Here is a 26,543-nt window from a genome sequence, read left to right on the forward strand (position 1 = left end):
AGAATTTGGAAAAGAAGCTTTTGGCTTATCTGATGATTTGGAGATAATCACTATGGCATTCGGCACTGAGCCAACCCCTACCGGTCTTGCGGATCCGCCCATCGATGATTTGATGGAACATGCGGACTCCAAGTACGCTCTGGCCATTTTCGCGGCCAAGCGTGCCCGTCAGATCAATTCCTATTTCACCCAGCTCAACGAGGGTCTGTTGCAGAACGTCGGACCGCTGGTGGAATACCAGAACCAGGAGAAGCCGCTGTCCATCGCCTTCCGCGAAATCAACAACGGTCTGCTCGAGGAGACCCTCGGCGAGGACGATCTGACCGAAGGCAATTGATTCGAAGGATTCCCGTAAGGGATTCCGCATGGATTTTCATACGCTCCGATACCTGAGCGGTGCGCTTTGAATAGTTGGATAATAGGCTATTGATTGCGTCTGCGAAGGACGGGGCGTTTTTCGTGGGCGATCATGCGAGACGAACGGTTGGGCGTTCGTGAAAGGAGCAGCCGTATGGCTGAATTGAAGTTGATTTCCGCCGAATCGGTGACGGAAGGCCATCCGGATAAGGTCTGCGACCAGATTTCCGACGCGATTCTCGACGATATGCTCGCGCAGGACCCGCATTCCCACGTGGCGGTGGAGACCTGCGCCACCACTGGGCAGTTCTTCGTGTTCGGCGAGGTGACCAGCGAAGGCTATTGCGATATCCAGAACATCGTGCGTTCCGTGGTTCGCAACATCGGCTACACGAGCTCCCGCGTCGGTCTTGACGCGGATTCCTGCGGCGTGGTGGTGTCGCTGACCGGTCAGAGCGCCGAAATCAATCAGGGCGTGGACCGTCTGAGCCAGGAACAGGAGTCTGAGGCCAGCCGCGAGGAGCGGTACGAGGCGCAGGGTGCCGGCGACCAGGGTGTGATGTTCGGCTACGCGTGCGACGAGACCGATGTACTGATGCCGTTGCCGATTCATCTTGCCCATCGTCTTGCCTACCGTCTTGCCGAGGTGCGCAAGAGCGGCGAGGTCGCTCATCTGCGTCCGGACGGCAAGACTCAGGTCACCATCGAATACGACGAGCATGATAGGCCGGTACGTCTGGATACTGTGCTGATCTCCACCCAGCATGATCCGGAAGTGGATCAGGCATGGCTGAAGGAGCATCTTGTGGAGCATGTGATCAAGCCCGTGCTCGATGACGTGCTTGGCGACAAGGTGGCTCATGACGAATACCGCGTGCTGGTGAATCCGACCGGTTCGTTCATCCTCGGAGGACCGGCCGCCGATGCTGGCCTGACCGGCCGCAAGATCATCGTCGACACCTATGGAGGCGCGGCCCATCATGGCGGCGGCGCGTTCTCCGGCAAGGATCCGAGCAAGGTGGATCGTTCCGCGGCCTACGCCGCACGCTGGGTGTCCAAGAACATCGTGGCCGCTGGTCTGGCCCACAAGGTCGAGGTTCAGGTCGCTTACGCCATCGGCGTAGCTGATCCGGTGTCCATCAACGTGGAGACCTACGGTACTGAAATCGGCGTGACCCGCGAACAGATCCAGCAGGCCGTGCGCAAGGTGTTCGATCTGCGTCCCGCCGCGATCATCGACGAACTCGATCTGCTTCGTCCGATTTATTCCAAGACTGCCGCATACGGTCATTTCGGCCGCAACGACGCCGATTTCACTTGGGAGCGCACCGACAAGGTCGATGAGCTCAAGGCCGCTATCGCCGGCTGAGCACGTCATCGGAAAAACGTTGCCGGATGATGACGCGATCGGCAGCCGGTCATCGCATATCGTCCATCATGGGAACCATCGCTCACACAGGGGTGGTTCCCTTTTTGTTTGTGCGATGGACGAATATCCGTTCCATATGGATTTTGTGTGATTTCGTCGCGCGTGCAATACCAGTTGATTAGGCGCATTGTGACCGTTAAGGAGGCAATATGCGAATGAAAGTCGCCGATATGGTGCGGCTGTTCATCAAGCCCGGAGACCACGTTGGAGGACGCGCAGAAGGCCAAGCTCGGCCTCGTGCTCGACAAGCTCAATCTCAAGCCCGGCGACCGTCTGCTCGACATCGGCTGCGGCTGGGGCTCCATGGAGATCGAGGCCGCCAAGCGCGGCATCCATGTGCTGGGCGTCACCCTGGCCGAGGAATAGGTCAAGTGGGGACAGGAGTGGATCAGACGCGAGGGACTGGAGGATCTGGCCGAGATCCGTCTGATGGATTACCGCGATGTTCCCGAAGGCGATTTCGACGGCATCTGCTCGCTCGGCATGATGGAGCACGTCGGCGTCAAGCATTACCCGGCCTACTTCAAGGAGATCTACGACAAGCTCAAGCCGGGCGCCATGCTGCTCAACCACCAGATCACCCGCACCTGCTCGTATGCTGGCAAGTCCGCCGGTCCGTTCATCGACCGGTACATCTTCCCTGACGGCCAGCTCGCCTCCCCCGGGTGAGATCGAACTGAAGGTGCATGACGCCGGTTTCGAGGTCATCCATGAGGAGAACCTGCGCCAGCATTACGCGCTCACCCTGCACCATTGGAATGAGAACCTGGTGGCACACTGGACGAGGCCGTGAAGATGGTCGGCGAGCCCAAGGCACGCCTGTGGGGCCTGTATATGGCCGGATGCGCCTACAACTTCGAGATGAACAACATCCAGATCCACCAGTATCTGTGCATCAAGCCGAATCGCGACGGCACCGACAACTATCCGCTGCGCCCGTGGTGGCCTCTGCACTGATGCCGGCGCGACGAATGGCGTGATGCGTTAATCTTGGAATCATGACATATGAGGATGCTGAGCAGCTGGCGTTGGACGGACTTGCTCCGCGCAAACGGCGCAAGCGCAAGCCCGTTGCCAAAAAGCCGGCGTCCGAGCATCCCATCGCCCAAGTGGTTCTGGATATCCAGGCCACGCATCTGGGACAGACCTTCGACTATTTCGTCGAGGAGAAACACTCCGAGGGCGCGCGGCCCGGAGCGATGGTGCGTGTGCGTTTCGGCGGACAACGCGTTAACGGCATCGTCTGGAATCGCGTCGATGCCAGCGCGACGCCGGAATCATCGATGCGATACATCGAGCGCGTGCTGTCCGACCGCGTGATCGTCCCCCGGTCGATGCGCGACGACATAACGCGCATCGCGGACGCGTTCGGAGGTACTCGGGCCAACATTCTGCGTTTGGCTGTGCCTCCGCGCATAGCGAAGGTCGAAGCGGAGGTGCGCATAGGCAAGCGCGGGAAATCCGCTGCGGAAACGGAACGTCTCGCCGCCGTGGAAGAGGAGGCGTACGGCCAGCTGCAACGGCAGTACGGCAACATCAACATGCTGCGCGATGCGTTGCAGGGCAGACGCTTCCAGTCATTCGTCTTCGATCCTCTGCCCGGCGCCGACCATTGGCGTCGTTGCGCGGCATGGATGGTGGTCGCGGCGCTCGCCCAGGACAGGCCGGCGGTGCTGGTTCTGCCGACCATGCGTGAAATCGCCGATATGGTGGAGACGTTGCGGTCGGTCGGTTTGCGTCCATTCACTCCGACACAGGCGTCGAACGGCCGCTACGATGGCGATTTCGCCATACTCAACGCACAGATGGCGCCCGCGGAACGATACCGGGCGTATCTCGCGGTAGGAGGAGGACAGGTGCGTTGCGTGCTCGGCACGCGTGCCGCCATGTACGCGCCAGTGGAAGGTAACGCGTTGTTCCTCATCTTGGACGACGTGTGCTATCAGGACGCAGACGGCATGATGCCGTACGCCAACGCGCGCGGAGTGCTTCGTCTGCGTGCGCAATCGCATGACGGCGTGTTTGTGGCCATGGCCAATGCCCGCAGTGCGCAAAGCCAGTGGGAAACTGATTCGACGCACGTCGGTGACACGCAGGTGAGCGGCTTCAGCACGCCCATACACGCGTTGCCGGCCGCGACCAAGGAGATGTCTCCGTGGATCCGCTGGCTCAACCGTGAGGAGTTGGCGAGGATCGCCGACCCGACCATCGGCGCCCGCGTGCCGCATACCGCGGTCCGGATACTGTCCAAGGCCTTGCAGACCGGTCCGGTGCTGCTGTCCATACCGCAGGATGGTATTTCGGAGGCGTTGAGCTGTTCAAAATGCCATCGGCAGGCGCGATGTGCGCGCTGCACGGGGCCCTTGGAACGATTGAACGACGGGACGATTCGCTGCCGTTGGTGTGGCGCGGCCACCGTGCGCTGGTCATGCCCCGCATGCCATAACGAGCGCATGCGCGTGGTCAGAGTCGGGGCCGCGGGCACGGCGGCGGAGCTGGCCGGGCTGTTCCGCGGCGTTCCCATGGTGCTGTCCACGCCGAACCAGCCAAGAGGCATCGTGCCCGATGTAGGATTCGTCCCGCAATTGGTCATCGCCACGCCCGGCGCGGAGCCACGTGTACGCGGAGTCACGCCCGCGCAATGCGAATACCGCGCGGTGGCCATTCTCGACGCGTGGACGAGCCTGTATGCGTCCGGCATCGACGCCGACGTGGATACGTTGACCGGCTGGATGCGCGCGGTGTCGCTGTGCGCGCCGCGGACCCGTGGAGGGCAGGCTTTGCTGATCGGCGAGAGCGATCCGGTACTCGCGCAATCGCTGATGCTGTGGAATTCGCCGATGCTGGCCCAAGCCGAATTGGAGGACCGTACCCAGACCGGCTTGCCTCCGATATTCGCCGCCGCATGCGTATGGGGGCGGCGCGATGCGGTCACAACGACATTGCGACGTATTGGTGCCTTGGCGGACGGCGACATGGCCTCCATCGACACCGTCGCCGGCACGATGCCATCCGTATTGGGGCCCGTGCCGATTCCCCAGCCGCGCACCATCGACATGCGCGAGCTGGAGGTGACCGCGGACAGGGTCAAGGCCATCGTGCGCGTGCCGCAGGGCAGGCGTGGGGAACTCGCTTCGAGACTGCGCTCCGCAAGCGCCCGGCATATGGCGTCGCGCGAACCGGGGGAGCTCCGTTTCCAGATGGATCCGAAGGAACGCATCTGACACGTCCCCTCGGCATGGAACACTGGAACGGTCTGATACGGACGACGGCAGGAATGGAGGAACGCATGAAAGGCTGGCCCGGCGAACCGGAAATGGAATACGATGTGCTGGTGGCTGACGGCGACGCCGCGCGGAATGCGGGCAGGCCGATCACCGATGTGATTTTCGATTTCGGCAATGTGCTTGTCTACTGGGATCCGAGGGCGGTGATGACTCCTCGGTATTCGGACGAGCTGATCGATCGGTTCCTCGATAACGACATCTCCGGTTTCTACGACATCAACGACGAGTTGGACGCAGGCATGTCCAATGATGAGGGCGTTGCATTGATGCGGGAACGCTACGGGGACAAGTGGGCCGATATGATGCAGTACTATCTCGACAATTTCGTCGATTCGCTGACAGGCGTGGTGCCGGGCGCCCGCGTGCTCATCAACGATCTGAAGGCTGCGGGCATCCACGTGTGGGGTCTGAGCAACTGGCAGAAGGACCTGTTCCCGGTGGCGCTGGAGCGTTACGATATCCTGCGCAGTCTCGAGGATCGTGTGGTGTCGGGATACGTGGGACTGCGCAAACCGCACCGGGATATCTACGATTACGCGCTGAGACAGTTCGGCATCGACGCTTCGGGCGCGTTGTTCGTGGACGACAAGGCGATGAACATCGTCGGCGCGAACAAGGCCGGGATACGAGGAGTGCGATTCAAGAATTCGCGTGCGTTGCGCGCGCTGTTGATTGATGCCGGAGTGGACATCCCCGCGGTACGGGAGGTCTGAGAACTCGGGAATATGAGGATTAGGAGGTTCGTTTCATGCTGAAAGTGCTGTTTGCCGGCACGCCGGATGTGGCGGTGCCATCGTTGAGGCTGCTGGCCCAAGATACCGAGCATTTCGAGGTGGTCGCCGTGCTCACCCGGCCGGACGCTCCGACGGGGCGCGGCCGCAGACTGGTGGCCAATCCGGTCAAGCGCGCCGCCATCGAACTCGGCCTGCCGGTCATCGAATCCGATCCGGGCGAGGAAACGTTCGTCGCCGAACTCGCGGCCACAGGCGCGCAGGCCGCGGCCGTGGTGGCCTATGGCAGGATTCTGAAACAGGATGTGCTCGACGCCTTGCCGATGGGATGGTACAACCTGCATTTCTCCCTGCTGCCGCAATGGCGTGGCGCGGCGCCGGTGCAACGCTCCATATGGGCGGGGGAGAAGGTGACCGGGGCCACGGTGTTCCGCATCGTCCGGGCCATGGACGCAGGTCCTATTCTGTCTCAATCCACCGTGGAAATCGGCGCGCACGAGACCGCGGGCGAACTTCTGGGACGTCTGGCCGAGGATGGCTCGCATTTGCTGGCCGCCTCGTTGCAGGCGCTGGCCGACGATCAGATCGTGCCGGTGGAGCAGCCTGCCGGTGCGTATGAGATCGCAAGGAAGATCACCGTGGACGACGCGCATATCAGATTCGACACGCCGGCCTTCGCGGCCGATCGCCAGATCAGGGCATGCACGCCGAATCCGGGGGCGTGGTGCGAGCTTCACGCCAACGCGGACGCCGAACCATCCACGCTGCATGTGTTGCGCGCCCGCATAGCCGACACGTCCGACCGGAATGTGCCGGAATCGCTTGAGCCCGGGCATGTGGTGGCGGGCAAGAGGAACGTGTGGGTCGGCACATCGACCGAACCGCTCGAACTCCTGGAGGTCAAAGCGCAGGGCAAGAAGGCCATGCGCGCCGCAGATTGGGCGCGTGGAGCGCATCTCGACAACGCTTTCTGCAAGTGATGCCGGCAGCGTCGGATGGTGTCAAGACAAGCCAACCGACGTGCGGCGTCCCATCCGTGGAATGCGCCGTTATCTGAGGAAATCGAGGATCTTCGTCAGGTCACGTTCGTCGAGCCGGTTAGGTGCCTCTGCCCGGACCTTCGGCTTCGCACAGAACGCCACGCCAAGACCGGCCGCATGGATCATCGGAAGATCGTTCGCGCCATCGCCCACGGCGACGGTCTGCGCCATGTCGATGCCCATCTGTGCGGCCCATGTGCGCAACGATTCCAGCTTCGCGTCCTTCGTGACGATGTCGCCTCGCACCCTTCCGGTGAGCTTGCCGTCGACGGCCTCCAGACGGTTCGCGATCCAATAATCCAGCTTCGCGTCGGCGGCGAGACGATCCACCACCTCATGGAATCCGCCTGAGACCACGCCGACCTTCCAGCCGTGTCCGTGCAACGCGTCGATCAGGTCGAGCGCGCCATGCGTGAAATGCACGCGACGGTACACCTCGTCGAAAATCGAGGTCGGAAGTCCCTCCAGAAGCTCAACCCGCGCGCGCAACGCCTCGCGGAAATCAAGTTCGCCGTTCATGGCACGCGCGGTGACGGACGCGATCTGCTCTCCGACACCCGCGGCCGCGCCGAGTTCGTCGATGACCTCCTCGTCGATCAGAGTGGAATCCACGTCCATCACCAGCAGTCCCGGAGATGACAGTGTGGGCATGGACGCGATGTTCGGCGTTTCTTGTTCAAGCATGGTTCCGATTGTCGGAAATCATTAGGACAATGGGTATTCTTGAGGGGTGAACGTGTTGGAAAGCGAGGTCGACATGAACGATCATGACGAGGAGACGCTCGCGTCTTTGGGACGGGACAACGACCAGCTCATGGCCAAGAACCATGCCCTGGCCAAGGCGCTGAGCCGGGCCACGCAGGAGCTGGCGAAGGCCAAGGCCCAGTTGAACCAGTTGGCCGGGCCTCCCATGACCTTCGCGACCATGGTTCGGGTGCGTTCGGCCAAAACCGACGAGCAGGGCGTGCAGCATGCCAGCGCCGAAATAGCCGCCGGCACACGTCGTCTGATCGTGCCGGTAGCGGCGAACCTGCAGGCTTCCAGACTTGAGCCGGGACGTACGGTGCTGCTCAACGAGAACATGGTCGTGGTGTCCCAGCTCGACACCGATACGTTGGGGGCGGTGCGAACGGTGCGGCAGACGTTCGACGACGGCCGTCTGCTGGTCGCGGACGGCGGCGGTAACGCGACGCTGGTCCGCGTCGTCGGAACGCTTGTCGGGGAAACCGTGAATGTGGGCGATCGGGTGAACGTCGATCCCTCCATGCGGTTTGCGCTTTCGCTAGTGCCTCCCGAAAACGACGGCGATCTGGTGCTGGAAGAGGTGCCGGACGTCACCTTCGCCGACATCGGCGGATTGGACGAGCAGATCGAACGCATCCGCGACGCGGTGCAGATGCCTTTCCAGCATAGGGAGCTGTTCGAACGCTACGATCTGAAACCGCCGAAAGGCGTGCTGCTGTACGGTCCTCCGGGAAACGGCAAGACGCTGATCGCCAAAGCCGTGGCGAACGCGCTCGCCGAAGGCACCGAAGCCGGACGTGGAGTGTTCCTGTCGGTCAAGGGGCCGGAGCTGCTCAACAAATTCGTGGGCGAATCAGAACGACTCATCCGCATGATCTTCAAACGCGCGCGCGAACGCGCCGCGGACGGCAGACCGGTCATCGTGTTCATCGACGAGATGGATTCGCTGCTGCGCACCAGGGGGACGGGTGTCTCATCCGACGTGGAGACCACCATAGTTCCGCAGTTCCTGACCGAACTGGACGGTGTGGAGTCGTTGGACAACGTCATGGTGATCGGCGCCTCCAACCGCATCGACATGATTGATCCGGCGGTGCTGCGTCCGGGACGGCTCGATGTGAAGATTCGTGTGGACCGTCCGGGCGCCCAGCAGGCGACCCAGATTATCCGCCACTATCTGACCGACAAGCTGCCGTTGTCCGCGAATGTGGACGCGAAGGCGCTGATTGGCGTGCTGGTCAATGACATCTACGCGCAGGACGAGCATCGTCACCTGTGCGACATCTGCGACGACCATGGGCAGTGGCGTCCCGTGTACCTTGCTGATGTGGTGTCCGGAGCGGTGCTCAAGAACATCGTGGATCGTGCCAAGACCTATGCGGTGAAGCTGTCCATCACCACCGGCCAGGCTGCGGCCATCGGCATCAATCTGCTGGCCAAGGCCGTGGATGAGGAATACTGCGAGACCCGGGACGCGCTTCTGGACGCCGATCCGGAACAGTGGAGCCGCATCAATGGACTGGACGCTGGACGGGTGACCGGCATCAGGCCGGTGGCATGAGCGCGGATGATGTCGAAACGGAACGAGGATCCGAACAGGGAAAGGAACGACACGCGATGAGCGTTCGCAGAGTCATGGGCACGGAGACGGAGTACGCGGTCTCCGCACCGGGGCTGGGACATTACAATCCGGTACGGCTCTCATTCGATGTGGTCGGCGCCGCCGCTGATGAGAAGCGCAGCCATATCCGTTGGGATTACCGGCAGGAGGATCCCGTTAACGATGCTCGCGGCACTAGGCTGAGCCGCGCCGCGGCCCATCCCGATCTGCTTACCGACGCCCCGCAGCTCAACATCACCAATGTGATCGCGCCCAATGGCGGTCGTGTTTACGTCGACCACGCGCATCCCGAATACTCCGCGCCGGAAACCACGGATCCTTTTGAGGCGGTGCGGTACGACCATGCGGGAGACATCATCATGCGAGCCGCCGCCGATAAGGCGAGCGAGGTGACGGGACAAAGAATCGTGCTGCATCGCAACAACGTCGATGGGAAAGGCGCCAGCTGGGGCACGCACGAAAACTACATGATGTTGCGTTCCGTGCCGTTCGATCTGGTGGCTCGGCTCATGACGGCCCATTTCGTCTCCCGGCAGATTTTCACCGGCTCAGGGCGTGTTGGCATCGGCGAACGCAGCGAGGACGCGGGATACCAGCTGAGCCAGCGCGCCGACTATTTCCATATGAAAATCGGCCTGCAGACCACGTTCGACCGACCGATCATCAACACGAGGGACGAATCGCACAGCACCGAAAAATACCGCAGACTGCATGTGATCGTCGGCGACGCCAATCGCATGGATGTGCCGCAGGCGCTTAAACTCGGCACCACCAGCATGCTGCTGTGGCTGCTCGAACATGCCGACACGGCGGGAATCGACCTGGACGAGGTCTTGCGGCCGCTCACGCTCTCCGATCCGGTGGAGGCCATGCATACGGTCTCCCATGATCTGACGCTGTCCGCCGGACTGCCTCTGCAGGATGGCGGAGACACCACGGCATGGCAGATGCAGGTCACCTTGCGCGGGCTGGTATACGCGGCCGCATCGGTGGTGTATGGCACCGACGTCTCCGGCGAGCCCGCATGGCCCGACCGTTCCACCCGCAACATCATGGCGATGTGGGGTCAGGCGCTCGCCGACGTCGCGGCGGTCCGTCACGCGGATGACGACGAACGGCTTACGATGCGCGGACAGGCGTCGCGTCTCGAGTGGCTGCTCAAGTGGCAACTGCTGGAGAAGATGCGTCGTAAAACCGGTGCGGATTGGTCGGACAGGCGTTTGACGGCCATCGACCTGAAATGGGCCGCGCTTGACCCGTCGGATTCTGTTTTCTCCAGACTTGCCGGACAGACGGAACGGTTGATGACGGATGATCAGGTCGCGTCGGCCGCCGTCGAATCGCCGAAGGACACCCGGGCATGGCTGCGTGCGGAAATGGTGCGTCGTTTCCCGGAGCAGGTCGTGGCCGCGTCATGGTCCCATATCACGGTGCGCGGCGTGTCCTCCGGTGATGAAACCGTGGAGAATTCGATGGCCTCGTTGGACATGTCCGATCCGTTGAAATACACGGAAGCCCAATGTTCCGGGATATGTGAGCGTGTCCACGACGCGAACGGGATCGTGGAATCGTTGCGTTGAATCTCATGTTGTGCGGGTACCATTGCCGACAAGGACAGCGGTTACGGCTCTGTCCACGTATGAATGAAGCAAAACGGCGGGGCGTGTGAGGGAGAGGTGCGTCGGCGCCGGTTATGAGGAAACGAAAAGGCATAGTACATGGAATTGAGGCAAGTGGCCCTCGAAGTGGCCCGTATCCTGCAGGATGCAGGCAAGCATGCGTTGAATGACCAGATGAATCCGCGTGATCTGAAAAGCTTTGAAATGACGGGCGACCATCTGCATTTCACATCCGACATCGACAAGCGGCTGTCGCAGTTCATCAGCAACCGCATCACCTACGTGGATGTGTTCGATGGATTCTGGCAGTTCCGTCCCGATGAGTGCCATCCGGGCGAACGCTACTGGTGCGTAGGCGGCATCGACGGTGCGATCAATTTCGTGCGCAGCATGCCGGAATGGACGATCACCGTTTCGCTGTTCGAATTCAATGACCAGTGCTCCGCCCAGCCCATTCTTTCGGTGGTGCATGCGCCGGCTCTGGGCCTGACGTATCTGGCGGTTCGCGGGGCGGGTGCCATCCGTATCCGCAGGACGCAGCTCGGCGACAAGCGTGAGAAGATCATGCCGTCCACCACTAAATCGCTCGACTACGCGGTGGTGAGCTTCGGTATGTCCCATGTGCCTGAGGAATCCAAACGCGCGCTCGATGTGGTGGCGCGCATAGCCGGGCGTCCGGCTGATATCAAGCGCGTCGGTCCGGCCTCGCTGGATCTGTGCAAGGTGGCGGATGGCACGTATGATGCGTATTTCGAGCCGCATCTGCACAAATGGGATGTGCCCGCGGTCTCCGCTGGCGCCGTCGTGGTCTGGGAGGCGCAGGGGCATTTGAGTCGGTGGAATGGCGATTTGGTCCATTGGCGTCAGGAAAACGATGTGCTTGCCACCAACGGTCTGATCACGGAGGATCTTCGCCGATATTTGGCATAGGAACGGTTGTTCGCCCCGCATCTGGGATAAGGTGTGGGGCGGTATCATATCCGCTACGGGATCCCATGGGGATTCCCTCGGAGGAAGGAAGGGTCATGCCTCAGGAGTTCAAGCAGCAGCAATCCGTCGAACAAGACAGGAACGAGGACGAGGCCGCAGTGCGGACCGGCGCCCAGATCGATGGAACGGTCGATGCGTTGGACGCGGTGCTGGACGACATCGAATCAGTGCTTGAATCCAATGCTGAGGAGTACGTGGGCAGCTTCGTGCAGAAAGGCGGCGAGTGATGCCGCAACTGCGGGACAGCGGTAATCATTCCACGACCCCGTTAGGCGGACGGACTCTGAACGAGGTTCGTTCCTTCGCCCGTATCTTCGGCGTTGAAACCGAATACGGCGTCAGTGTGACCGGTGCGGATCGGGCATGCGATGCCAGCCAGACGGCGATGATGATGTTCCAGCCCATCGTTGCCAAGGCGAGATCGACCAACACGTATATCGAGAACGGTTCACGGCTGTATCTCGATGTCGGCTCGCATCCCGAATACGCGACCGCGGAAGCCTGTGACCCCATGGACGCCTTGGCACTGGACGTTGCCGGAGAACAGGTGATGCACGACCTTGCCTTGGGCGCGCAGCGCAGGCTCCGTGCCACACATGGCGCCGGATCCACGATTCACGTGTTCAAGAACAACGTGGATTCTGCCGGACATTCCTTCGGATGCCACGAGAACTATCTGGTACGCAGGTTTGTGCCATTGCAGACGATAGAGCATGAGCTTCTGCCGTTTCTGATCACCCGTCAGCTGTTCACCGGCGCCGGGCGCATGGGGGAGAGCGGATTCCAGATCACGCAGCGAGCTGATTTTCTTGACGAGGCCGTCTCCTCCGCCACCACCCGTTCGCGTCCGATGGTCAACACGCGTGACGAGCCGCACGCCGATCCGGACGCGTTCCGGCGACTGCATGTGATTATCGGTGATTCGAATCGCTCCCAGTGGGCCACGATGATGAAGCTCGCCACCACGCATCTGGTGCTGTGCGTCATCGAACAGGCCGGTAGGGAGGATCGTGAATCCGGGTTCGGGCGTTTCGCCTTCGCCGACGCCAGCGCGGCCAACCATGCGGTCAGCCGTGACCTGTCGGGTGTGAATGCCTCCTTTGATATGGCTGATGGCACCGTATTGCATGGTGGCGCAGTGGCGGTTCAGGAGCGTTATCTCGAAGCGGTGGAACGCTTCGTCGAGAAACATCCGCAGGTGGTGGCCTCGTTGCCCCGTACGGATGTGCGCGAAGTGATTAGGCAATGGAGGGATGTTGTGCAGGCATTCCGTTCCGGGACGAGCGCGATGTTTGCCGACCGGATTGATTGGATGTGCAAGCGGCGTCTGTTCGAGGCGCTTCGCAGACGCGGCGCCGACGGGATTTCCCGAGACAAGCTGGAGCAGCTGGACATGGATTACCATGATGTCGCCAACGGAACGCTGTATGTCTCGTTGTGCCGTCGTGGCGCCATGCGACAGCTGGTGGATGAGGAGCGTGCGCGGGAAGCTCGCTCGATGCCTCCCGCCGATACCCGGGCCGCGTTGCGTGGACGGTTCATCCAGCTGGCCGAATCGCGGGACGCGCGGTATTCCTGCGATTGGACTCGGTTGTCGCTGACCGCGCCGGAACGGATGGAGATGACGCTGATTGACCCGTTCGACGCTAGTCCATCCGATCAGTTCCGCGCGATGCTGGAGGCCATGGAGTAGGGGTCTGCGTCGTGCCTGGCTTGGATGTCAGGCTTCACCCCTGTACTTGGCCATCATTTGCGATTGCAGTTGCTGTGCACTTGGCGGCGTCCAGGTGATGGCGTCGGCACCTGCCTCGATGGTGGCGAGGATGCTGTCCTCGCGTCCGCCGCCGGATGCCAGAATCGGAATTTCGGGATGATGTGCGCGGATGCTGGCCACGACTTGCGCGGTTCTTGCGCCCGCTGCCACGTTGATGATGGCCGCGCCGGCAAGGATCTTGCATTCGGTGATTTCATCATCCTCGGTAACGGTGGCGATGACGGGAATATCCACCATCGACATGGTTGTCTCGATGGTTTCCGACGGAGCCGGGGCGTTGATGACCACGCCGGCCGCGCCCTGCATCTCGGCCACCATGGCCAGTTCCGCCACGCGCGGACCGGTTGTCGTGCCGCCGCCCACGCCAACGAACAACGGCATCTGCGCCACGGTGAGCAACGCCTGAGTGATCACTGGCTCTCCGGTGAACGGATACACCGCGAGTATGGCATTGGCATTGGTATTGCGGATGATGACCGCATCGGTGGTGTAAGCGAACGATTTGAGCGTATGCCCTTTGACGGTGATGCCGCCGCAACGCTGGGTTATGATCTCCGGAACTCTGGCGTTGGGGGATGTGAGTCTTCCCTCGACCCTGGCGGTGCCGTAGGTGCTACGTGACACGTGCGGCACAGACGAATGCTGCTCCACCGCGATCGACGAGCTCGGAGTGAACAGCGAACGCTTGTTGAGGCGGATGAGATCCGGATCGTCCGCATTGGCATCGGTTTTCTGTTCGGCACTCATTCCCGCACCTCCGTGTCCGTATGGTTCAGCATGAGGAATTCATGAATGGCTTTGCGGCGTTCGGTGATTTCCTCATCCAGAACTTTGGTATCGGTGTTGTCGATGATACGCTGCAACAGTTCGCTGAGGGTGGAAAGCTCTTTCTCATCCAGGCAGTCGAGCATATGGATGTTTGCGTCATGCACCTTCGGCATCTGCTGGAGCGGTGCTCCACGTCGGGCTGCCTCGACGTTCCTCACGCGTGTGGTCGCCCTTGAGACGGTTTGGGCACGCGTGGCCTTGAGTTTGGTATGAAGGAGCAGGATATTGAGTTTGTGGATTTCGTCTATGATGCGCTTCCGTTGGTCGACCATGGCAATCCCCCGTCTATCTAGTCATGCTGTCCAATATCATAGCGCACGGTATGAAAAGGGATTGGATTGCGGAAGCTCCAGTGGGCAATGGAAAACCCCAACCATCCGTGGCTGGGGTTTCCCATTGGATCTGTGTGGGTTCGGCGACTACTTGGTGACAGCCTTCTTCAGCAGGGAGCCGGCGGAAATACGGACACCGTAGGTTGCCGGAATCTCGATGGTCTCGCCGGTGCGCGGGTTGCGGCCGGTACGAGCCGCACGCTTAACGCGCTCAGCGGAGAACAGACCGGTCAGCTTCAGGCCTTCGCCGGACTGCATTGCCTCGACGAACACGTCCTGGAAAGCGTTCACTGCCGCTTCAGCCTGAGCCTTGGTCAGGTTGGACTTCTGAGCAATCTTCGAGACGAGATCAGACTTGTTGTATGCCATAAAGCATCCTTCTTGAGTCAGGGGATATTCCGCTTATGAACATCCACGTTCACTGTAATGATAGCGCACGGTTGCGCCAAAAATGCCATTTTCCAAGGGTTTGGGGCACATTGATCCTGTTCTAGGGGTAGAAATCGTGTTGACGGGGGTATTGGTCAGATCAAATTGTGCCTGTCAAGCCATTTCATGGCCAGCGCGCCCATCGGAATTCGCAGCCAGTAGAAGGCGATTCGATAGACGAGAGTAGCGGAGACGGCGATGGTGGAGGGGATGCCTACGGCGGTGAAGGCCACCGAAAGCGCCGCCTCGACCGCGCCAAGGCCGCCCGGCGTCGGCACTGCCGATCCAAGTGTGTTGGCCAGCAGGAAGATGAACGTGGTCTCCACCGGATTGGTATGGCATCCGAAGGCCATCAGTGCCATCCAGAAGCCCAATCCCGTGGCGATATTGAGCACCAGCGCACCCGCTATGCCGAAGGCCAGTTCCTTCGGACGGGACAGTATGTTGATGAGGCTGCGCGCATACGACTTGGCAAGGGGCAGGTATTTCTCCGTGACCATATGCCGTATTGGAGGAATGGCCATGGCTGCGGAAAGCGCCAATGCGACGATGGCGATCGCCAGAACCAACGTATTGGTGGGAATCATGCCGGACAACGTGTTGCGTCCGGTGAAGATGCCGATCGTCAGTAGCAATATGACGGTAGTGCCGCCCTGCACCGCCCACACGGCGCTCATAATGGCGGTGGCGGTGGTGCTGCGGTAGCCGCTTTTACGCAGGAACTGTAGATTGACAAACGCGGGACCCACACCAGCCGGCATGGAGACCGCGGTGAAACCTGAAGCCATTTGGGAACAGTACAGACCGACCAGATTGCGTTTGTCGGGATCCATGAAACCGCCCAATGTCATGGCGGAGCCAAGCCAGGCCACAAGTCCGAAAAGCACGCATATCACGGCCATAGGAATATTGGCCTCCCTGACCGCCTTGATCATCTCGGCCGGCTGGATTTGCGTGAACACCACATAGACGGCGATGACCAGCAACGCGATCGCGCCGAAAGATCGGAGACTGAAGCGGGACAGCGAGACCTTTTCCATGGAATCGGCGACTTCCTGCGGAGCGAGAGCTGCGATCCGCGAGCGGAGGCTGTTGAGCATGCGCTTGTCGCAGGTGGGCAAAGCCCGTGTTGCCGCGGGAACCGCGGCCTTCTGTATGAACGGAGCCAAGTCAATCAATTGATCGTCTCCCCAAGTCCTGCGTGCGCAGGCAATCGCACGGTCGATGCCGTTCAATGCGCTGAGCAGAACCAGCAACTGCACCTTGTCCAGCGCGTAATTCGGGGGTGCGCTGCCGTAATCGCCATTCTGCCAACCGGCGATCACTGGTTGGCCGTCATCCAAGCGGGACAGCGTCTCGGGAGTGATGCGCCTGTGGGTGAAGCCGTGACGATGGGCTTTGGAAAGATATGTCATGAACATTTCCATGTCATGGTCGGACATGGTGTTCGGATTGCATTCCAATGGCATGTTTTCACGCTGGAACACAAGGATGGACGATTCCGCGGTGTCGCTGACGCCATAGACGGTCGGCGTGGGCAGCCCGGCGTTCGCCAAACCGAGAATCATGGCGTAATGGTGGTGGATGGTGTCGAACGAGGAACGATCGCGGCGCATGGAGACCCCGGTGAGCCTGACCCATTGCCAGAGCTGGTTGAGATAACCGGGCGTGTGCGCCTGATTGTCGAGCACGGAGACGGTGTACTGGATGCCGTTGGAGTCGCTTGCGTCGTAGATGCGTGAATTCTCGGTCAGATCGTCGTCGAGCGTTGTCTTCAGTACGCCCGATTCGACGCCGTTGCTATAGCGACGGGACAGAGAGACGACATCGATTCCGATGGCACGCAGCGCCTGAACCACTTGGTTGCCCCATGCGCCGTTGGTCTGGGTGCCGAGCATGAAACGAATCAGCATTCCCAGCGTGCGTCCCACGGCGAAGGACACCAATACGCCGGACAGCGAATTCCATGACAACACCACGAACAGCACTGTGACCGTGTACAGGATGTTCCATCCCCATTTGGCGCCTGAGCGGGTGCGGCGGGGTCCCGCGACCGTCAGGAACGCGGCCATTGCCGCATAGAAGTCGGGCAGCAGTCCGATGCCTACATCCGTGCCGTTGGACAACAACGCCCAGATTAGTGTGACGTTCCCTGAGCCGCTGATGAGCGCCGATACGCCCCATATCGTGGCGAAGCCAAGAATCAGTGCGAGTATGGAGATCACGCTCTGCAGCCATTCCCTAGCCACGAGCAGTTGGATGAGCACGCTGACGGTGATGAAGACGATGGCGAGCTGCTGCAGCAGCGACGTCGGCACGTCCATAAGCCAGCTGACGGCGTGTCCGGCGGAACGCACGTCGGACTGCACGCCTGAGGCGGTGCCATGCAGATAGATGGAGAACAGAATCACTGCCACGCCGATGACCAACGCGAGAAGCGCGTGGAGCAGATCGGCGAAATCGCGGTTTCGTTTCGGCGGAGCGTCATCGATACGGGGGGCGTGTTTGCTGTTCAGGGAGACGTTGGACACTGTTGACCTGGCTTCGTAGAGGCGTGGACGAAATGCATTTGAGGGGTGCCATCCCATCGTCGCTTTCGATGATACGCCATCGGCGTCATGCGTCAATGGCGTATCATGCGACGACTTTCGTCGTTCAGCGATCGAAATCGACCAACCTGCTGGCCTCTCCCGTGTACGTGGCCGGAGTCAGCGCCTTGAGACGGGCCGCGGTTGTCTCGTCGAAGGACTGCTGATCGATGAACCGCTCGACGTCCTCCTTGGAGATCTCATGGCCGCGCATAAGCTCCTTGACCTTCTCGTACGGCTTGTCCATGCCTGGCAGGCCGGCCAGCTCACAGGCGCGCATGGCGGTCTGAATCGGCTCGCCAAGCACCTCCCAATTGGAATCGAGTTCGGCTTGGATAGCGATGTCGTTCGGATGGATGGAGTTCAGGCCACCCATCAGGTTATTCAGCGCCAGCAGCGAATAGCCCAGCGCGGAGCCGATGTTGCGCTGCGTGGTGGAGTCGGTCAGATCGCGCTGCCAACGGGATTCCACCAATGTCGCCGACAGGGTATCCAGCAGCGAGCAGGAGATTTCGAAGTTGGCCTCGGCGTTCTCGAAACGGATCGGGTTGACCTTGTGAGGCATGGTGGAGGAGCCGGTCGCGCCCTTGACGGGCACCTGCGCGAACACGCCGCGGGAGATATACATCCACACATCCACGCACAGGTTGTGCAGAATACGGTTGGTGTGGCTGATGGTGCCGTACAGTTCGGCCTGCCAGTCATGCGATTCGATCTGCGTGGTCAGCGGATTCCAGGTCAATCCCATGCGATTGGTGACGAACTCGCGGGAAACGGCCACCCAATCGACGTCGGGGCAAGCGGCCAGATGCGCGCCGAACGTGCCGGTGGCGCCATTGATCTTGCCGAGATACTCCTGCGCCTTGATTTTGTTGAGCTGACGGTTCAGACGGTACACATAGACCGCGAGTTCCTTGCCCAACGTGGTCGGCGTGGCGGGCTGGCCATGGGTCAGTGACAGCATGGCCTTGTCGCGGTACGCGTCAGCCTTCTCAGCCAGATGATCGACGATGGCCTGCGCCGCGGGCAGCCACACGTTCTCCACGCCGTTTTTCACGCAGCGAGCGATGGACAGGTTGTTGATATCCTCCGACGTGCAGGCGAAATGCACAAGGGTCTTCAGACCGGTCAACTGGGTGTCGTGCCCCAACACATCGGCGGCCTTCTCCAGCTGCTCATCGATGTAGTATTCCACGGCCTTCACATCATGGTGGGTCGTGGCCTCGAACTCGGCATGACGTGCGATGCCTTCCGCCCCGAAATCTTCCGGAATGGAACGCAGATAAGCCTGCTCCTCATCGGTAAGCGGCTTGACGCCCGGAACGATGGTCTGGTTGCCGTTCCCATCGAAGCCATTGGCGAGCAGAATCATCCACTCGACTTCGACGCGCATGCGCTCGCGGTTCAACGCCGGTTCGCTCATGTATTCGACAAGGGGAGCGGTCTGCTTGTGGTAGCGGCCGTCAAGAGGGGTCAGTGCGATTGCGGGGGAAATGTCAGTAAGCTTCATAGACAACAGCATACGTTTAGCCGTGAACCACTGGAATCGTCATTTGCCGATCCGTCCCTGATAATACTGGACTTCCTGAAGATCACCGTCCACGACGTCCTGGAAATGCCTGTCATGATTCAGAACGGCCTTGTTCCCCGTGCCATAGGCGTATCGATATCCCGATTCATGATATTTCAGATAATGTGTCGATTTCCTTTCCCCGGAGGAATCCTCGACCTCGGCTCCGGAAAGAACACCCTGTGACGTTCCGTCTTCCTTGTGAACCGAGCCCCTTATGGTGAGCCAGTTCTCGCGGCTGGGATTGGATGCCCCGTCGAGTGCCGCGACGCCTTCGTTGTCCATTTCGATGGCGGTGACCATGGTCTTTTCGGGAATGTCGAATTTTGCGATGGGGGATCCAAACGTGGCGATGTGCTGGATATCGTATTCGTTCTGCAGATCGGCAGCGGCCGCGGCCGCGATGATGCCTCCCTGCGAATGGCCTACAAGCTCCACGGGTTCATTCGGCTGGATTCCGGCTTGATCCATGGCCTCCCGAAGGAAGCGAAGACTCTCCGCGGCTCCGCGTTGCTGCTCGTCCGCACTCATCAGCTCGAAATTGGTGTACCAGTCCATGGGGGAGTCATGGTTGCCATCCGTACCTGGAATGTTGATTCTCCAAGCGTATGCCCCATCGGCTTTGCGGTATTTGCAGAATGCGATGGTTCCGTACTCCAATCCGCTTTCACGGTCGCCGTTCAACGGTCCTTCCGACAGCCGGCGTTGGTCGGCTATGGCATCCTTTGTGCTTTTGCCGCCTTTGACCACATCGGTTTTCGGATAGACCCGGGTCACCGTAAGGTTGTCCCCATGAGTCGCGTCATAGTACGGTATGAGCAGCCTGTTGATTTTTTTGAGGCCTCGGTTGACAGGTCCTCCAGTGAGATTGTCCGATGTGAGGGATCCGGTATCGACAATAGGGAACAATCGGCCGGTGATCAGTTCCAGCGTGGATTTGAAATCCTTGGGCTGTTCGAGGAGGTTGAGCCTGGTCGCATGGCGCCCGATGAAGTCCACGAACGGTTCCTGCATCCATGCGGTGGATTCCACGAGATAGCACCAGTTGAGTTTCCCTTCTTTGACGAAACTGGTTTTCACCCCATTCAGCGCGCTGAGACCCAAGGCGATGCCGGCGGCTTGGGGAGCGGACACGAAGATCGTGCGCAGCACATTGTTCATGCCTCGTCTGCTGAGCTCCTCGGCACGTTCGTAGAGTGATTGGGCCTGGATGATGGCTTCCGATAATTCGGTGAGCTGAGAAGCCATGGTTTGCAGCGCTCTTGCATGGTCCTCGCATCGTTCGAGCAGATGCCGGTATGGCAGATTGACATGATCCGACGCCATGCACAGCATCCCTCCTCCGTATAGCGTTCCCAGAATCGGTGCTATATAAGGATGCGCCTTGAGCTCCATGCCCATGGCGGCGAACTCTTTTTGGGCGGAGCCGAGTTTGCGCGCTCCGTCACTTAGGCTCCGCGACGTGTTGAGATATTCCCTGTAATCGGCAGTGGAAAGTTTCTTTCCACCGATGATTCTTGCTGTCACTCGCTGGTTCATGCCGCACCCTCCGACCATAGGAGACGCGAGGTGGCAAGTATGCCGTCGCGCAACAGCGCTGATTGCCTGGCGATGCGGTTGAGCCGGTCTCGATATTCCTCGGCTGCCTCTCCCGTCCAGTCGGGAAGCTGGCCGGACGCAGTCGAGGCGTCGATGTCATCAAGACGGCGCAGTGCTGCGGTGAGCCTGGCATTGATCAACGTCTGGCTCACCTTGACTCCGAGTCTGCAGCGGCATGGGTCTCCTGGCTGCGATGCGGAGGTGCTCGGTATTCCGTTTTCCGGAATTGTGTTCGATAAGAATGCGTTTGGAATGTTCATGACGCCATTGGAACATGTCCCGCGTCATTGTCGCCGCGTGTGCGTGGCCTGTGGTCGGAGAACGTCAAAAAAACATGCTGTCGGCGTGTCGTCGTTGAAAAATCAACGACGACACGCCGACAGCATGGTGGATAACTTTGGCTGCGGAACCCCTCTTACCAGGGTTTGGTCTGCGATGACGACTTGTCCGTGTTCTGGTTCGCGGCGGAGCCGTTCGTGCTCGAATCGGATTGCGTGGATTGGGTGTTTTGCTTCAGCAATTCCTCCACTTTTTCACGTTGCGCGTCGGTGAGCCTGGTGTCTTTCTTCGATTCCGATCCGTTTGTCTGCCGTGCGTCGGCATTCGCGTTCGTATCGGAATCGGATTGATCATCCTTGCCCGATTTGGCTTTTTCGATGATGGTTTTGGTGAGCTGGTCGGAGACACGGCTGTTATGGTCGATCGATTCTCGTAGCTGGGGTAGCAGTAGTGCCCGCATCTCGCCGGCATCGTCGAATTGGGCGTCCGTCTGTTGTTGCCGAACGCGCAGTTTGTCCCAATCGACATTGTTCTGTTTGCTGGTTTTGATGTTCTCCTGTAAGGAACGCGTGGCATGGTTGTAATTGCCGTTGGCGGCGAGGTTTACCACGGCCAGCAGCGCAACCATGCCCAGCAGCACGGCCAGAACGATCAATGCGACGCGCGTGGGCAATGAAGCGCGTGTTCTTTTCAGTTTCCCGCTCACAACAGCCTCCTTGACTGCGCCAGCCATGCTCCCAGTTCGCAGGCGAGCAGCAGGCCGGCCGCAATGGCCAAAGGCCACACGACAGCCACCGTTCTGGTGCGATGCTTGTTCGTGCGTGTGACGCGCCACTTGTCGGACGTCTCTTTGGAAACGCCGTCCCGCATGGTGTGGGAGCCGTCCAGTACCAGCGCGGTGCCGCTCAGCTCGTCGGCGATGGTTTTCATCGTCTCTGTATTCATGCGCGATATGCCAGGCTGTCCGGTATCCGGGTCGGTCACCCATTGGCCTTCCGCGTCGTCGACGCCATCCACGGACAATGGGACATTGCCGCCTTGCTCGCTGCCTACAGCCACGGTGAACGCGTCGGACAGGTATCGGCGCAGCGACGAGAACGTGCGTCGCGTCTTCGTCGCGGTCTGCTCGCCGTCGGAAACCAGGTACAGCACGATCGCATCATCCGGATGCTGCTCGTGAATGGACTTGCATGTCAGCAACAAACGGTCGATCGGGACATCCAGCGTCGAACCCGCGGATACGGAGGTCGCCTCTGGGGCGAGTGTATCCGCCCAGTTGCCGATTGCGTTCGAATCCGGGGTCAGCGGCACATCCAATGTGCTGGAGGCTCCGAACCGCACGGCGGCGAAACTGGAATTCGGGTAAAGGCCGGTGATGTCCTTCACGGCCTGTTTGGCCGCGTCGAGACGGCTGATCTGCTCGTCGGAGCCGTACTGCGCATCCTTGACCGCCATGGATCCAGTCACGTCGACGGCCACCACCACATCGGTGGCATTCACCGCCCGGCTGTTCGTTTCGGCCACCATGCTGGGTGTCAGCGCCATGACGGCGACCAGCGCGCATAGCAGCACCCGGCGGACGCATGCCCAGATGGTTTCGTCGCTATCCGTACACCGCCTGACGTGCAGCACGATCTGCGTGACGGCGCATGCCAGCATGACCAAGGCGATGGCGGCGCCGGCCGGCCATCCCAAAGCAGGGGAGAGCGTCAGATGGTTCATCGTCTCAACCTCCAAGTCAATGCCAGCCAGACCACCAGAACGATGGCCAATGCAAGCGTCCACCATCCCGGAGCGTCCGTTATCGCGGCCTTGTTCCTCGCCTGGCTTTCATGGTTTCTGCGCGATTCGATCTCCTTGACCAGAGAGGAGACGGAAGCGCCGTCAGATTGGGTGAGGAACACTCCGTGGCGTGTCTCGATGGCGGATTTGAAATCCTTGGTGGTCTGGTCGGATTCGCTTTGCTTCGGTCCAGAGAACAGTCCGTCCACGGAGATTTTCGCCTGACTGGTTAGATCCAGCGCCTCGGTGAGTGTGTACGTCGGCTTTCCGGAAACGACGTTGTCGGTGGCGAGCACGATTGATGCCGCACGTTGACGGTCGGTGTTTGTCGCATCGGCGTTCCCGTAGGCGAATCCAGGAAGCATGGCCGCGCAGCTCACCACGCCGTCGCCGATCAGCGAAGTGGATTCCTTGCGGTTCTGCGTGCCTTCCAGCCAATCGGAGAGCGCCTGATAGTCGCTTTCCTTCATTTTGTCGATGTCATCTTGCGATTCGACGCCTTTGAGGATGTCGCTTGCTTTGTCAAGCTGCTTGGACACCAGATCGTAATCGTCGGTCAGCGGAAAGACAGTGCGCGATGTCGAATTGAAGATGCTCAGCCCGATTCGTTCGCCTTTGAAATTGTCCACAAGCCTGCGATAGGTGTCGATGACCTCGCGGTCGTAGGGAAGCGTCGAGCCGGAAACATCCAGACACAGCACGATGTCGCGGCTCGAGGCCTTCTCCTCGCTTTCGTCGACGGTGCCGGGGCGTGCCGTCAGCGCGATGGTGAGCATCAGCGCGATCGCCAGCATGACCGCCGCCAGCCGGGATAGAATCCGCCATTGTCGGAAAAGCCTCGACGCCGATTCAGTATTGAGATCGTCGTCCAGGCTGAAGGTGCGGGCATGATTGTCATCGTCCGTACGGCGCGACGCGCACGCCACTATGATCGCGACGATGATGATTGCCGCGATCATAGTGGCCAAAGCGGCCCAAGGCCATTGCCATGTCAGTTGCATTACCGCCACCTTTCCACAAGATGGACCACCCATTCGCCGGCCTGCTCGACGGTGGCGTCCTTGGCGATGCGGTTATGCTCGGCGTCCGCGAATTCCGGAGGATAGAACGCCTCGATGGTCTGCCTAAGCAACGTGAGATTCTGTTGGTTGCCGGTGGTCCGCGGCATCGCCTCGATGTCGGTAAGCGTCTGGTTGCTCATGTCAGTTCCGGTCGCGGAGGACACGAAATCCCTGACCGTCGCAGCCAGCAGCGCGAAGGCCTCCTCGCGTTCCAGCTCTCCGGCGGCGTGACGCGAGACGATATCCTCGATGCGCTGATGCCACACGGATTTCTCGGCAGGCGCGTGGCGTCCGCGATCGTCGTTCCTAGATGGTCTTGAGCTTGGTCTGGACAGCCACACTGTAAGTGCGATCAGGATGACGATGCCCAGCAGACAGGCCACGATGGTGGCGACCAGACCGTTTTCGAAATGAATCTGCCCTCTGACGGTGAGATCTTCTTCGGCAAGGAGGAACGTCATGCCTTGACTCCCGGATTCGAAGTGGATGGGATACCCGGCTGGTAACGCGTGGACCGTGCCACGGAGACAGAAACCATGTGCACGAATTCATGGAACATGCGCTCGCTGGAATCGGAACGGATGACCGTCGATCCGCAACGGTTCAACTCATGTCTGATGGCCGCAGCCAGATATTCGCGGTGCGTGCGTACCTGGCCCGCCGTCCGCGCGTTGCGCAGGAAAGCGGGGACGTGTCGTCCATTTCGTCCATCGACCACCACGTCGGCGTGACCGGTGTCGAAGGGATTGATGGTGGCCACGTCGATAAGCACCATCGGATGTGTTCTCGCGATGGCCCTGATATCGCGCAGATGGCGTTCCTCCAGCGCATGCTCCTCGGTGGCGAGCACGATCAGCGCGTCCCTGTCTCGGATGCTTCGCGCGTATTCCAACAGCGCGTCGATGTTGCGCGGCCTGTTCCAGTCGCGTCGCAGTGCGGTGTCCAGAGTCCGTTCGAATTGAGCCAATCCGCCATTGAACGGCACGCGGGTTATGGCCGAGCTGTCGCCGAATACGATGGACACCTCGTCGCTGCGGCGCAGGCTGAGAGCGGCGAACATGCACAACGCGTTCGCCGCTACTTGGTACGCCTGCTCCCCGGACGGACATGTCGCGGTCATTTCCTGGCCGATGTCGAGCAGAAGCCATGCCTTCGACGTCGATGGACGCTCGCGCAGCACCACCATCGGACGACCCACGCGGGCGCTGGTCTTCCAATCGATGCGCTTGGCCTCGTCACCGGGCTCATAAGCGTGGATGTCCATGACGTCATCCGAGCCGAAACGTCTGTTCGACGCATGCGCGCCCTCGAGGACACCAAGTGCCTTGCGTACCGTGGGCAGGCTCATCATGGTTCCAAGCGTTTCGATTTTCCTGCGGATCGGATCGTCGGAACGGGTCTGGCCGATCATGGAACGGGGACCGCCTGAACGATTGAATCCACGACCTGGTCGCTGGTGACGCCATCGGCGAGCGCCTCGAACGTCAGCAGAACACGATGTCGCAGCACCTCGTGGATGAAGGCTTTCACGTCTTCCGGGATGACGTAATCGCGTCCCTGCAACAGAGCATTGGCCTGTCCGATGCGGATCAGTGCGATGGACGCGCGTGGCGAGGCTCCGAGACGGACCAGGGAGGACAGCCCCTGCACTGGCTTGGTGCCGGCTCCTCGGGACGTGGCCGCGATATCGACGGCATATTGCATGATCGCGTCGGACACGTGTACACGGCGTGCCGCGGAGCGCAGGAACTCGACGTCATTGATGGAGACGGGGGTGCCGGTCAGGGCGTTCTGATCCACGGTGTCGTAGCCGCGGTGGGTGAGCATGGCGAGCATGCGCTGTTCCTCTTGGGGCGTCGGATAGGTAAGCACGGCCTTCATCATGAAACGGTCCATCTGCGCTTCGGGAAGATTGAAGATGCCTTCCTCCTCGATTGGATTCTGCGTGGCGATGACCATGAACGGCTTCGGCAGCGCGATTCGTTGTCCTCCGATGGTGGTGGCACCTTCCGCCATGGCTTCGAGCATGGCGGACTGGGTTTTCGCGTTGGATCGGTTGATTTCGTCCAGCAGCACGAAATTGGCGTGGATCGGTCCGATCTGCGTGGAGAACTTCTGTGTGGCGAAGTCGAAGACCTGCGTGCCGATCAGGTCGGAAGGCATCAGGTCGGGCGTGCACTGCACTCGTTTAAACGAGCCTGACACGGAGGTGGCCAGCGTCTGTGCGGCGGTGGTCTTGGCTAGACCGGGAACCGATTCGATGAGAATATGGCCTCCCGCCACCAAAGTGATGATCAGGGATTCGCGAAGATTGTCCTGTCCGACCAAGGTTTGCGCGAAACGACCGCGGATCTGCGATCCTATGTTCCTTGCGCGCGCGATGTCTTCGGATGACAAGGTGCTTGGTTTCGCGGTCGCTGGCATCGGGATGGGTGCTGGGACCGGAGTCGGTTTTTTAGGAGGGAATAAAGCCATGAGTGTTA

Annotated in this window: 24 protein-coding genes and 1 pseudogene; 11 read left to right on the forward strand and 14 right to left on the reverse strand. The window is 60.4% G+C overall.

Features of this window, described 5'->3' with window-relative positions:
* Window positions 1-52: 52 nt before the first annotated feature.
* The 6 genes and pseudogenes from rpoZ (at window position 53) to fmt (ending at window position 6,784) form a co-directional block, all read left to right on the forward strand.
* Entirely contained in the window at window positions 53-337 is a 285-nt protein-coding gene (gene rpoZ / locus OU26_RS04075) for a DNA-directed RNA polymerase subunit omega (RefSeq protein WP_026646382.1), read from the forward strand.
* A gap of 174 nt (window positions 338-511) precedes the next feature.
* Window positions 512-1,726, forward strand: coding sequence for a methionine adenosyltransferase (metK, locus tag OU26_RS04080; RefSeq protein ID WP_026646383.1), 1,215 nt, complete (start codon window positions 512-514; stop codon window positions 1,724-1,726).
* Window positions 1,727-1,960: 234 nt separating this feature from the next.
* A pseudogene (locus OU26_RS09430) lies at window positions 1,961-2,743 on the forward strand (class I SAM-dependent methyltransferase); the annotation flags it as partial.
* Between the two features lie 41 nt (window positions 2,744-2,784).
* Window positions 2,785-5,010 carry a primosomal protein N' gene (locus tag OU26_RS04090; RefSeq protein WP_026646385.1) on the forward strand — a complete coding sequence of 742 codons (2,226 nt, stop codon included), beginning with the start codon at window positions 2,785-2,787 and terminating at the stop codon, window positions 5,008-5,010.
* A 65-nt stretch (window positions 5,011-5,075) separates the two neighbouring features.
* On the forward strand, window positions 5,076-5,786 hold the full coding sequence (locus tag OU26_RS04095; RefSeq protein ID WP_026646386.1) for an HAD family hydrolase: 711 nt from the start codon (window positions 5,076-5,078) through the stop codon (window positions 5,784-5,786).
* Window positions 5,787-5,821: 35 nt separating this feature from the next.
* The gene (gene fmt, locus OU26_RS04100) at window positions 5,822-6,784 is read left to right on the forward strand and encodes a methionyl-tRNA formyltransferase (protein WP_026646387.1); all 963 of its coding nucleotides are present in this window, start codon (window positions 5,822-5,824) and stop codon (window positions 6,782-6,784) included.
* A 69-nt stretch (window positions 6,785-6,853) separates the two neighbouring features.
* Here fmt and serB read toward each other — a convergent pair whose 3' ends face one another.
* Window positions 6,854-7,528 carry a phosphoserine phosphatase SerB gene (serB, locus tag OU26_RS04105; protein WP_026646388.1) on the reverse strand — a complete coding sequence of 225 codons (675 nt, stop codon included), beginning with the start codon at window positions 7,526-7,528 and terminating at the stop codon, window positions 6,854-6,856.
* A 73-nt stretch (window positions 7,529-7,601) separates the two neighbouring features.
* Between serB and arc the strand changes: the two genes are divergently transcribed.
* From arc to pafA, 5 genes are all read left to right on the forward strand, one after another.
* Window positions 7,602-9,149: a proteasome ATPase gene (gene arc, locus OU26_RS04110; protein WP_051592926.1), complete on the forward strand. Its 1,548-nt coding sequence runs from the start codon at window positions 7,602-7,604 to the stop codon at window positions 9,147-9,149.
* Between the two features lie 56 nt (window positions 9,150-9,205).
* Entirely contained in the window at window positions 9,206-10,789 is a 1,584-nt protein-coding gene (dop, locus tag OU26_RS04115) for a depupylase/deamidase Dop (RefSeq protein ID WP_026646390.1), read from the forward strand.
* A 138-nt stretch (window positions 10,790-10,927) separates the two neighbouring features.
* Entirely contained in the window at window positions 10,928-11,758 is an 831-nt protein-coding gene (locus tag OU26_RS04120; RefSeq protein ID WP_026646391.1) for an inositol monophosphatase family protein, read from the forward strand.
* A 95-nt stretch (window positions 11,759-11,853) separates the two neighbouring features.
* Entirely contained in the window at window positions 11,854-12,045 is a 192-nt protein-coding gene (locus OU26_RS04125) for a ubiquitin-like protein Pup (RefSeq protein WP_026646392.1), read from the forward strand.
* On the forward strand, window positions 12,045-13,511 hold the full coding sequence (gene pafA / locus OU26_RS04130; RefSeq protein WP_026646393.1) for a Pup--protein ligase: 1,467 nt from the start codon (window positions 12,045-12,047) through the stop codon (window positions 13,509-13,511). The genes OU26_RS04125 and pafA overlap by 1 nt, the downstream gene beginning before the upstream one ends.
* Window positions 13,512-13,538: 27 nt before the next feature.
* Here pafA and OU26_RS04135 read toward each other — a convergent pair whose 3' ends face one another.
* From OU26_RS04135 to OU26_RS04195, 13 genes are all read right to left on the reverse strand, one after another.
* Window positions 13,539-14,339, reverse strand: a complete 801-nt coding sequence (locus tag OU26_RS04135; protein WP_026646394.1) for a beta/alpha barrel domain-containing protein — start codon at window positions 14,337-14,339, stop codon at window positions 13,539-13,541.
* The gene (locus OU26_RS04140; RefSeq protein WP_026646395.1) at window positions 14,336-14,692 is read right to left on the reverse strand and encodes a hypothetical protein; all 357 of its coding nucleotides are present in this window, start codon (window positions 14,690-14,692) and stop codon (window positions 14,336-14,338) included. Before OU26_RS04140 ends, OU26_RS04135 begins: the two co-directional genes overlap by 4 nt.
* 147 nt (window positions 14,693-14,839) lie before the next feature.
* Window positions 14,840-15,121 (reverse strand): HU family DNA-binding protein, encoded by a 282-nt coding sequence (locus OU26_RS04145; RefSeq protein ID WP_003808664.1) that lies wholly within the window; start codon window positions 15,119-15,121, stop codon window positions 14,840-14,842.
* Window positions 15,122-15,276: 155 nt separating this feature from the next.
* Window positions 15,277-17,769, reverse strand: a complete 2,493-nt coding sequence (locus OU26_RS04150) for a lysylphosphatidylglycerol synthase transmembrane domain-containing protein (RefSeq protein ID WP_152571312.1) — start codon at window positions 17,767-17,769, stop codon at window positions 15,277-15,279.
* Window positions 17,770-17,836: 67 nt separating this feature from the next.
* Entirely contained in the window at window positions 17,837-19,279 is a 1,443-nt protein-coding gene (gene purB, locus OU26_RS04155) for an adenylosuccinate lyase (RefSeq protein WP_026646397.1), read from the reverse strand.
* Window positions 19,280-19,318: 39 nt separating this feature from the next.
* Window positions 19,319-20,878, reverse strand: coding sequence for an alpha/beta hydrolase (locus tag OU26_RS04160; RefSeq protein WP_026646398.1), 1,560 nt, complete (start codon window positions 20,876-20,878; stop codon window positions 19,319-19,321).
* A complete protein-coding gene (locus OU26_RS04165) occupies window positions 20,875-21,090 on the reverse strand; it encodes a hypothetical protein (protein WP_237743786.1) in 216 nt (71 codons plus the stop codon). The genes OU26_RS04160 and OU26_RS04165 overlap by 4 nt, the downstream gene beginning before the upstream one ends.
* Before the next feature lie 263 nt (window positions 21,091-21,353).
* A complete protein-coding gene (locus OU26_RS04170) occupies window positions 21,354-21,923 on the reverse strand; it encodes a DUF6466 family protein (protein WP_033498902.1) in 570 nt (189 codons plus the stop codon).
* On the reverse strand, window positions 21,920-22,939 hold the full coding sequence (locus tag OU26_RS04175; protein ID WP_026646401.1) for a VWA domain-containing protein: 1,020 nt from the start codon (window positions 22,937-22,939) through the stop codon (window positions 21,920-21,922). Before OU26_RS04175 ends, OU26_RS04170 begins: the two co-directional genes overlap by 4 nt.
* Entirely contained in the window at window positions 22,936-24,000 is a 1,065-nt protein-coding gene (locus tag OU26_RS04180) for a vWA domain-containing protein (protein ID WP_026646402.1), read from the reverse strand. The genes OU26_RS04175 and OU26_RS04180 overlap by 4 nt, the downstream gene beginning before the upstream one ends.
* Window positions 24,000-24,521 carry a hypothetical protein gene (locus OU26_RS04185; protein ID WP_026646403.1) on the reverse strand — a complete coding sequence of 174 codons (522 nt, stop codon included), beginning with the start codon at window positions 24,519-24,521 and terminating at the stop codon, window positions 24,000-24,002. Before OU26_RS04185 ends, OU26_RS04180 begins: the two co-directional genes overlap by 1 nt.
* On the reverse strand, window positions 24,518-25,471 hold the full coding sequence (locus OU26_RS04190; protein ID WP_026646404.1) for a DUF58 domain-containing protein: 954 nt from the start codon (window positions 25,469-25,471) through the stop codon (window positions 24,518-24,520). Before OU26_RS04190 ends, OU26_RS04185 begins: the two co-directional genes overlap by 4 nt.
* On the reverse strand, window positions 25,468-26,535 hold the full coding sequence (locus tag OU26_RS04195; protein ID WP_026646405.1) for an AAA family ATPase: 1,068 nt from the start codon (window positions 26,533-26,535) through the stop codon (window positions 25,468-25,470). Before OU26_RS04195 ends, OU26_RS04190 begins: the two co-directional genes overlap by 4 nt.
* Window positions 26,536-26,543: the final 8 nt, after the last annotated feature.

This window comes from Bifidobacterium ruminantium DSM 6489, from assembly GCF_000770925.1.
In the GTDB taxonomy this organism is placed as follows: Bacteria; Actinomycetota; Actinomycetes; order Actinomycetales; family Bifidobacteriaceae; genus Bifidobacterium; species Bifidobacterium ruminantium.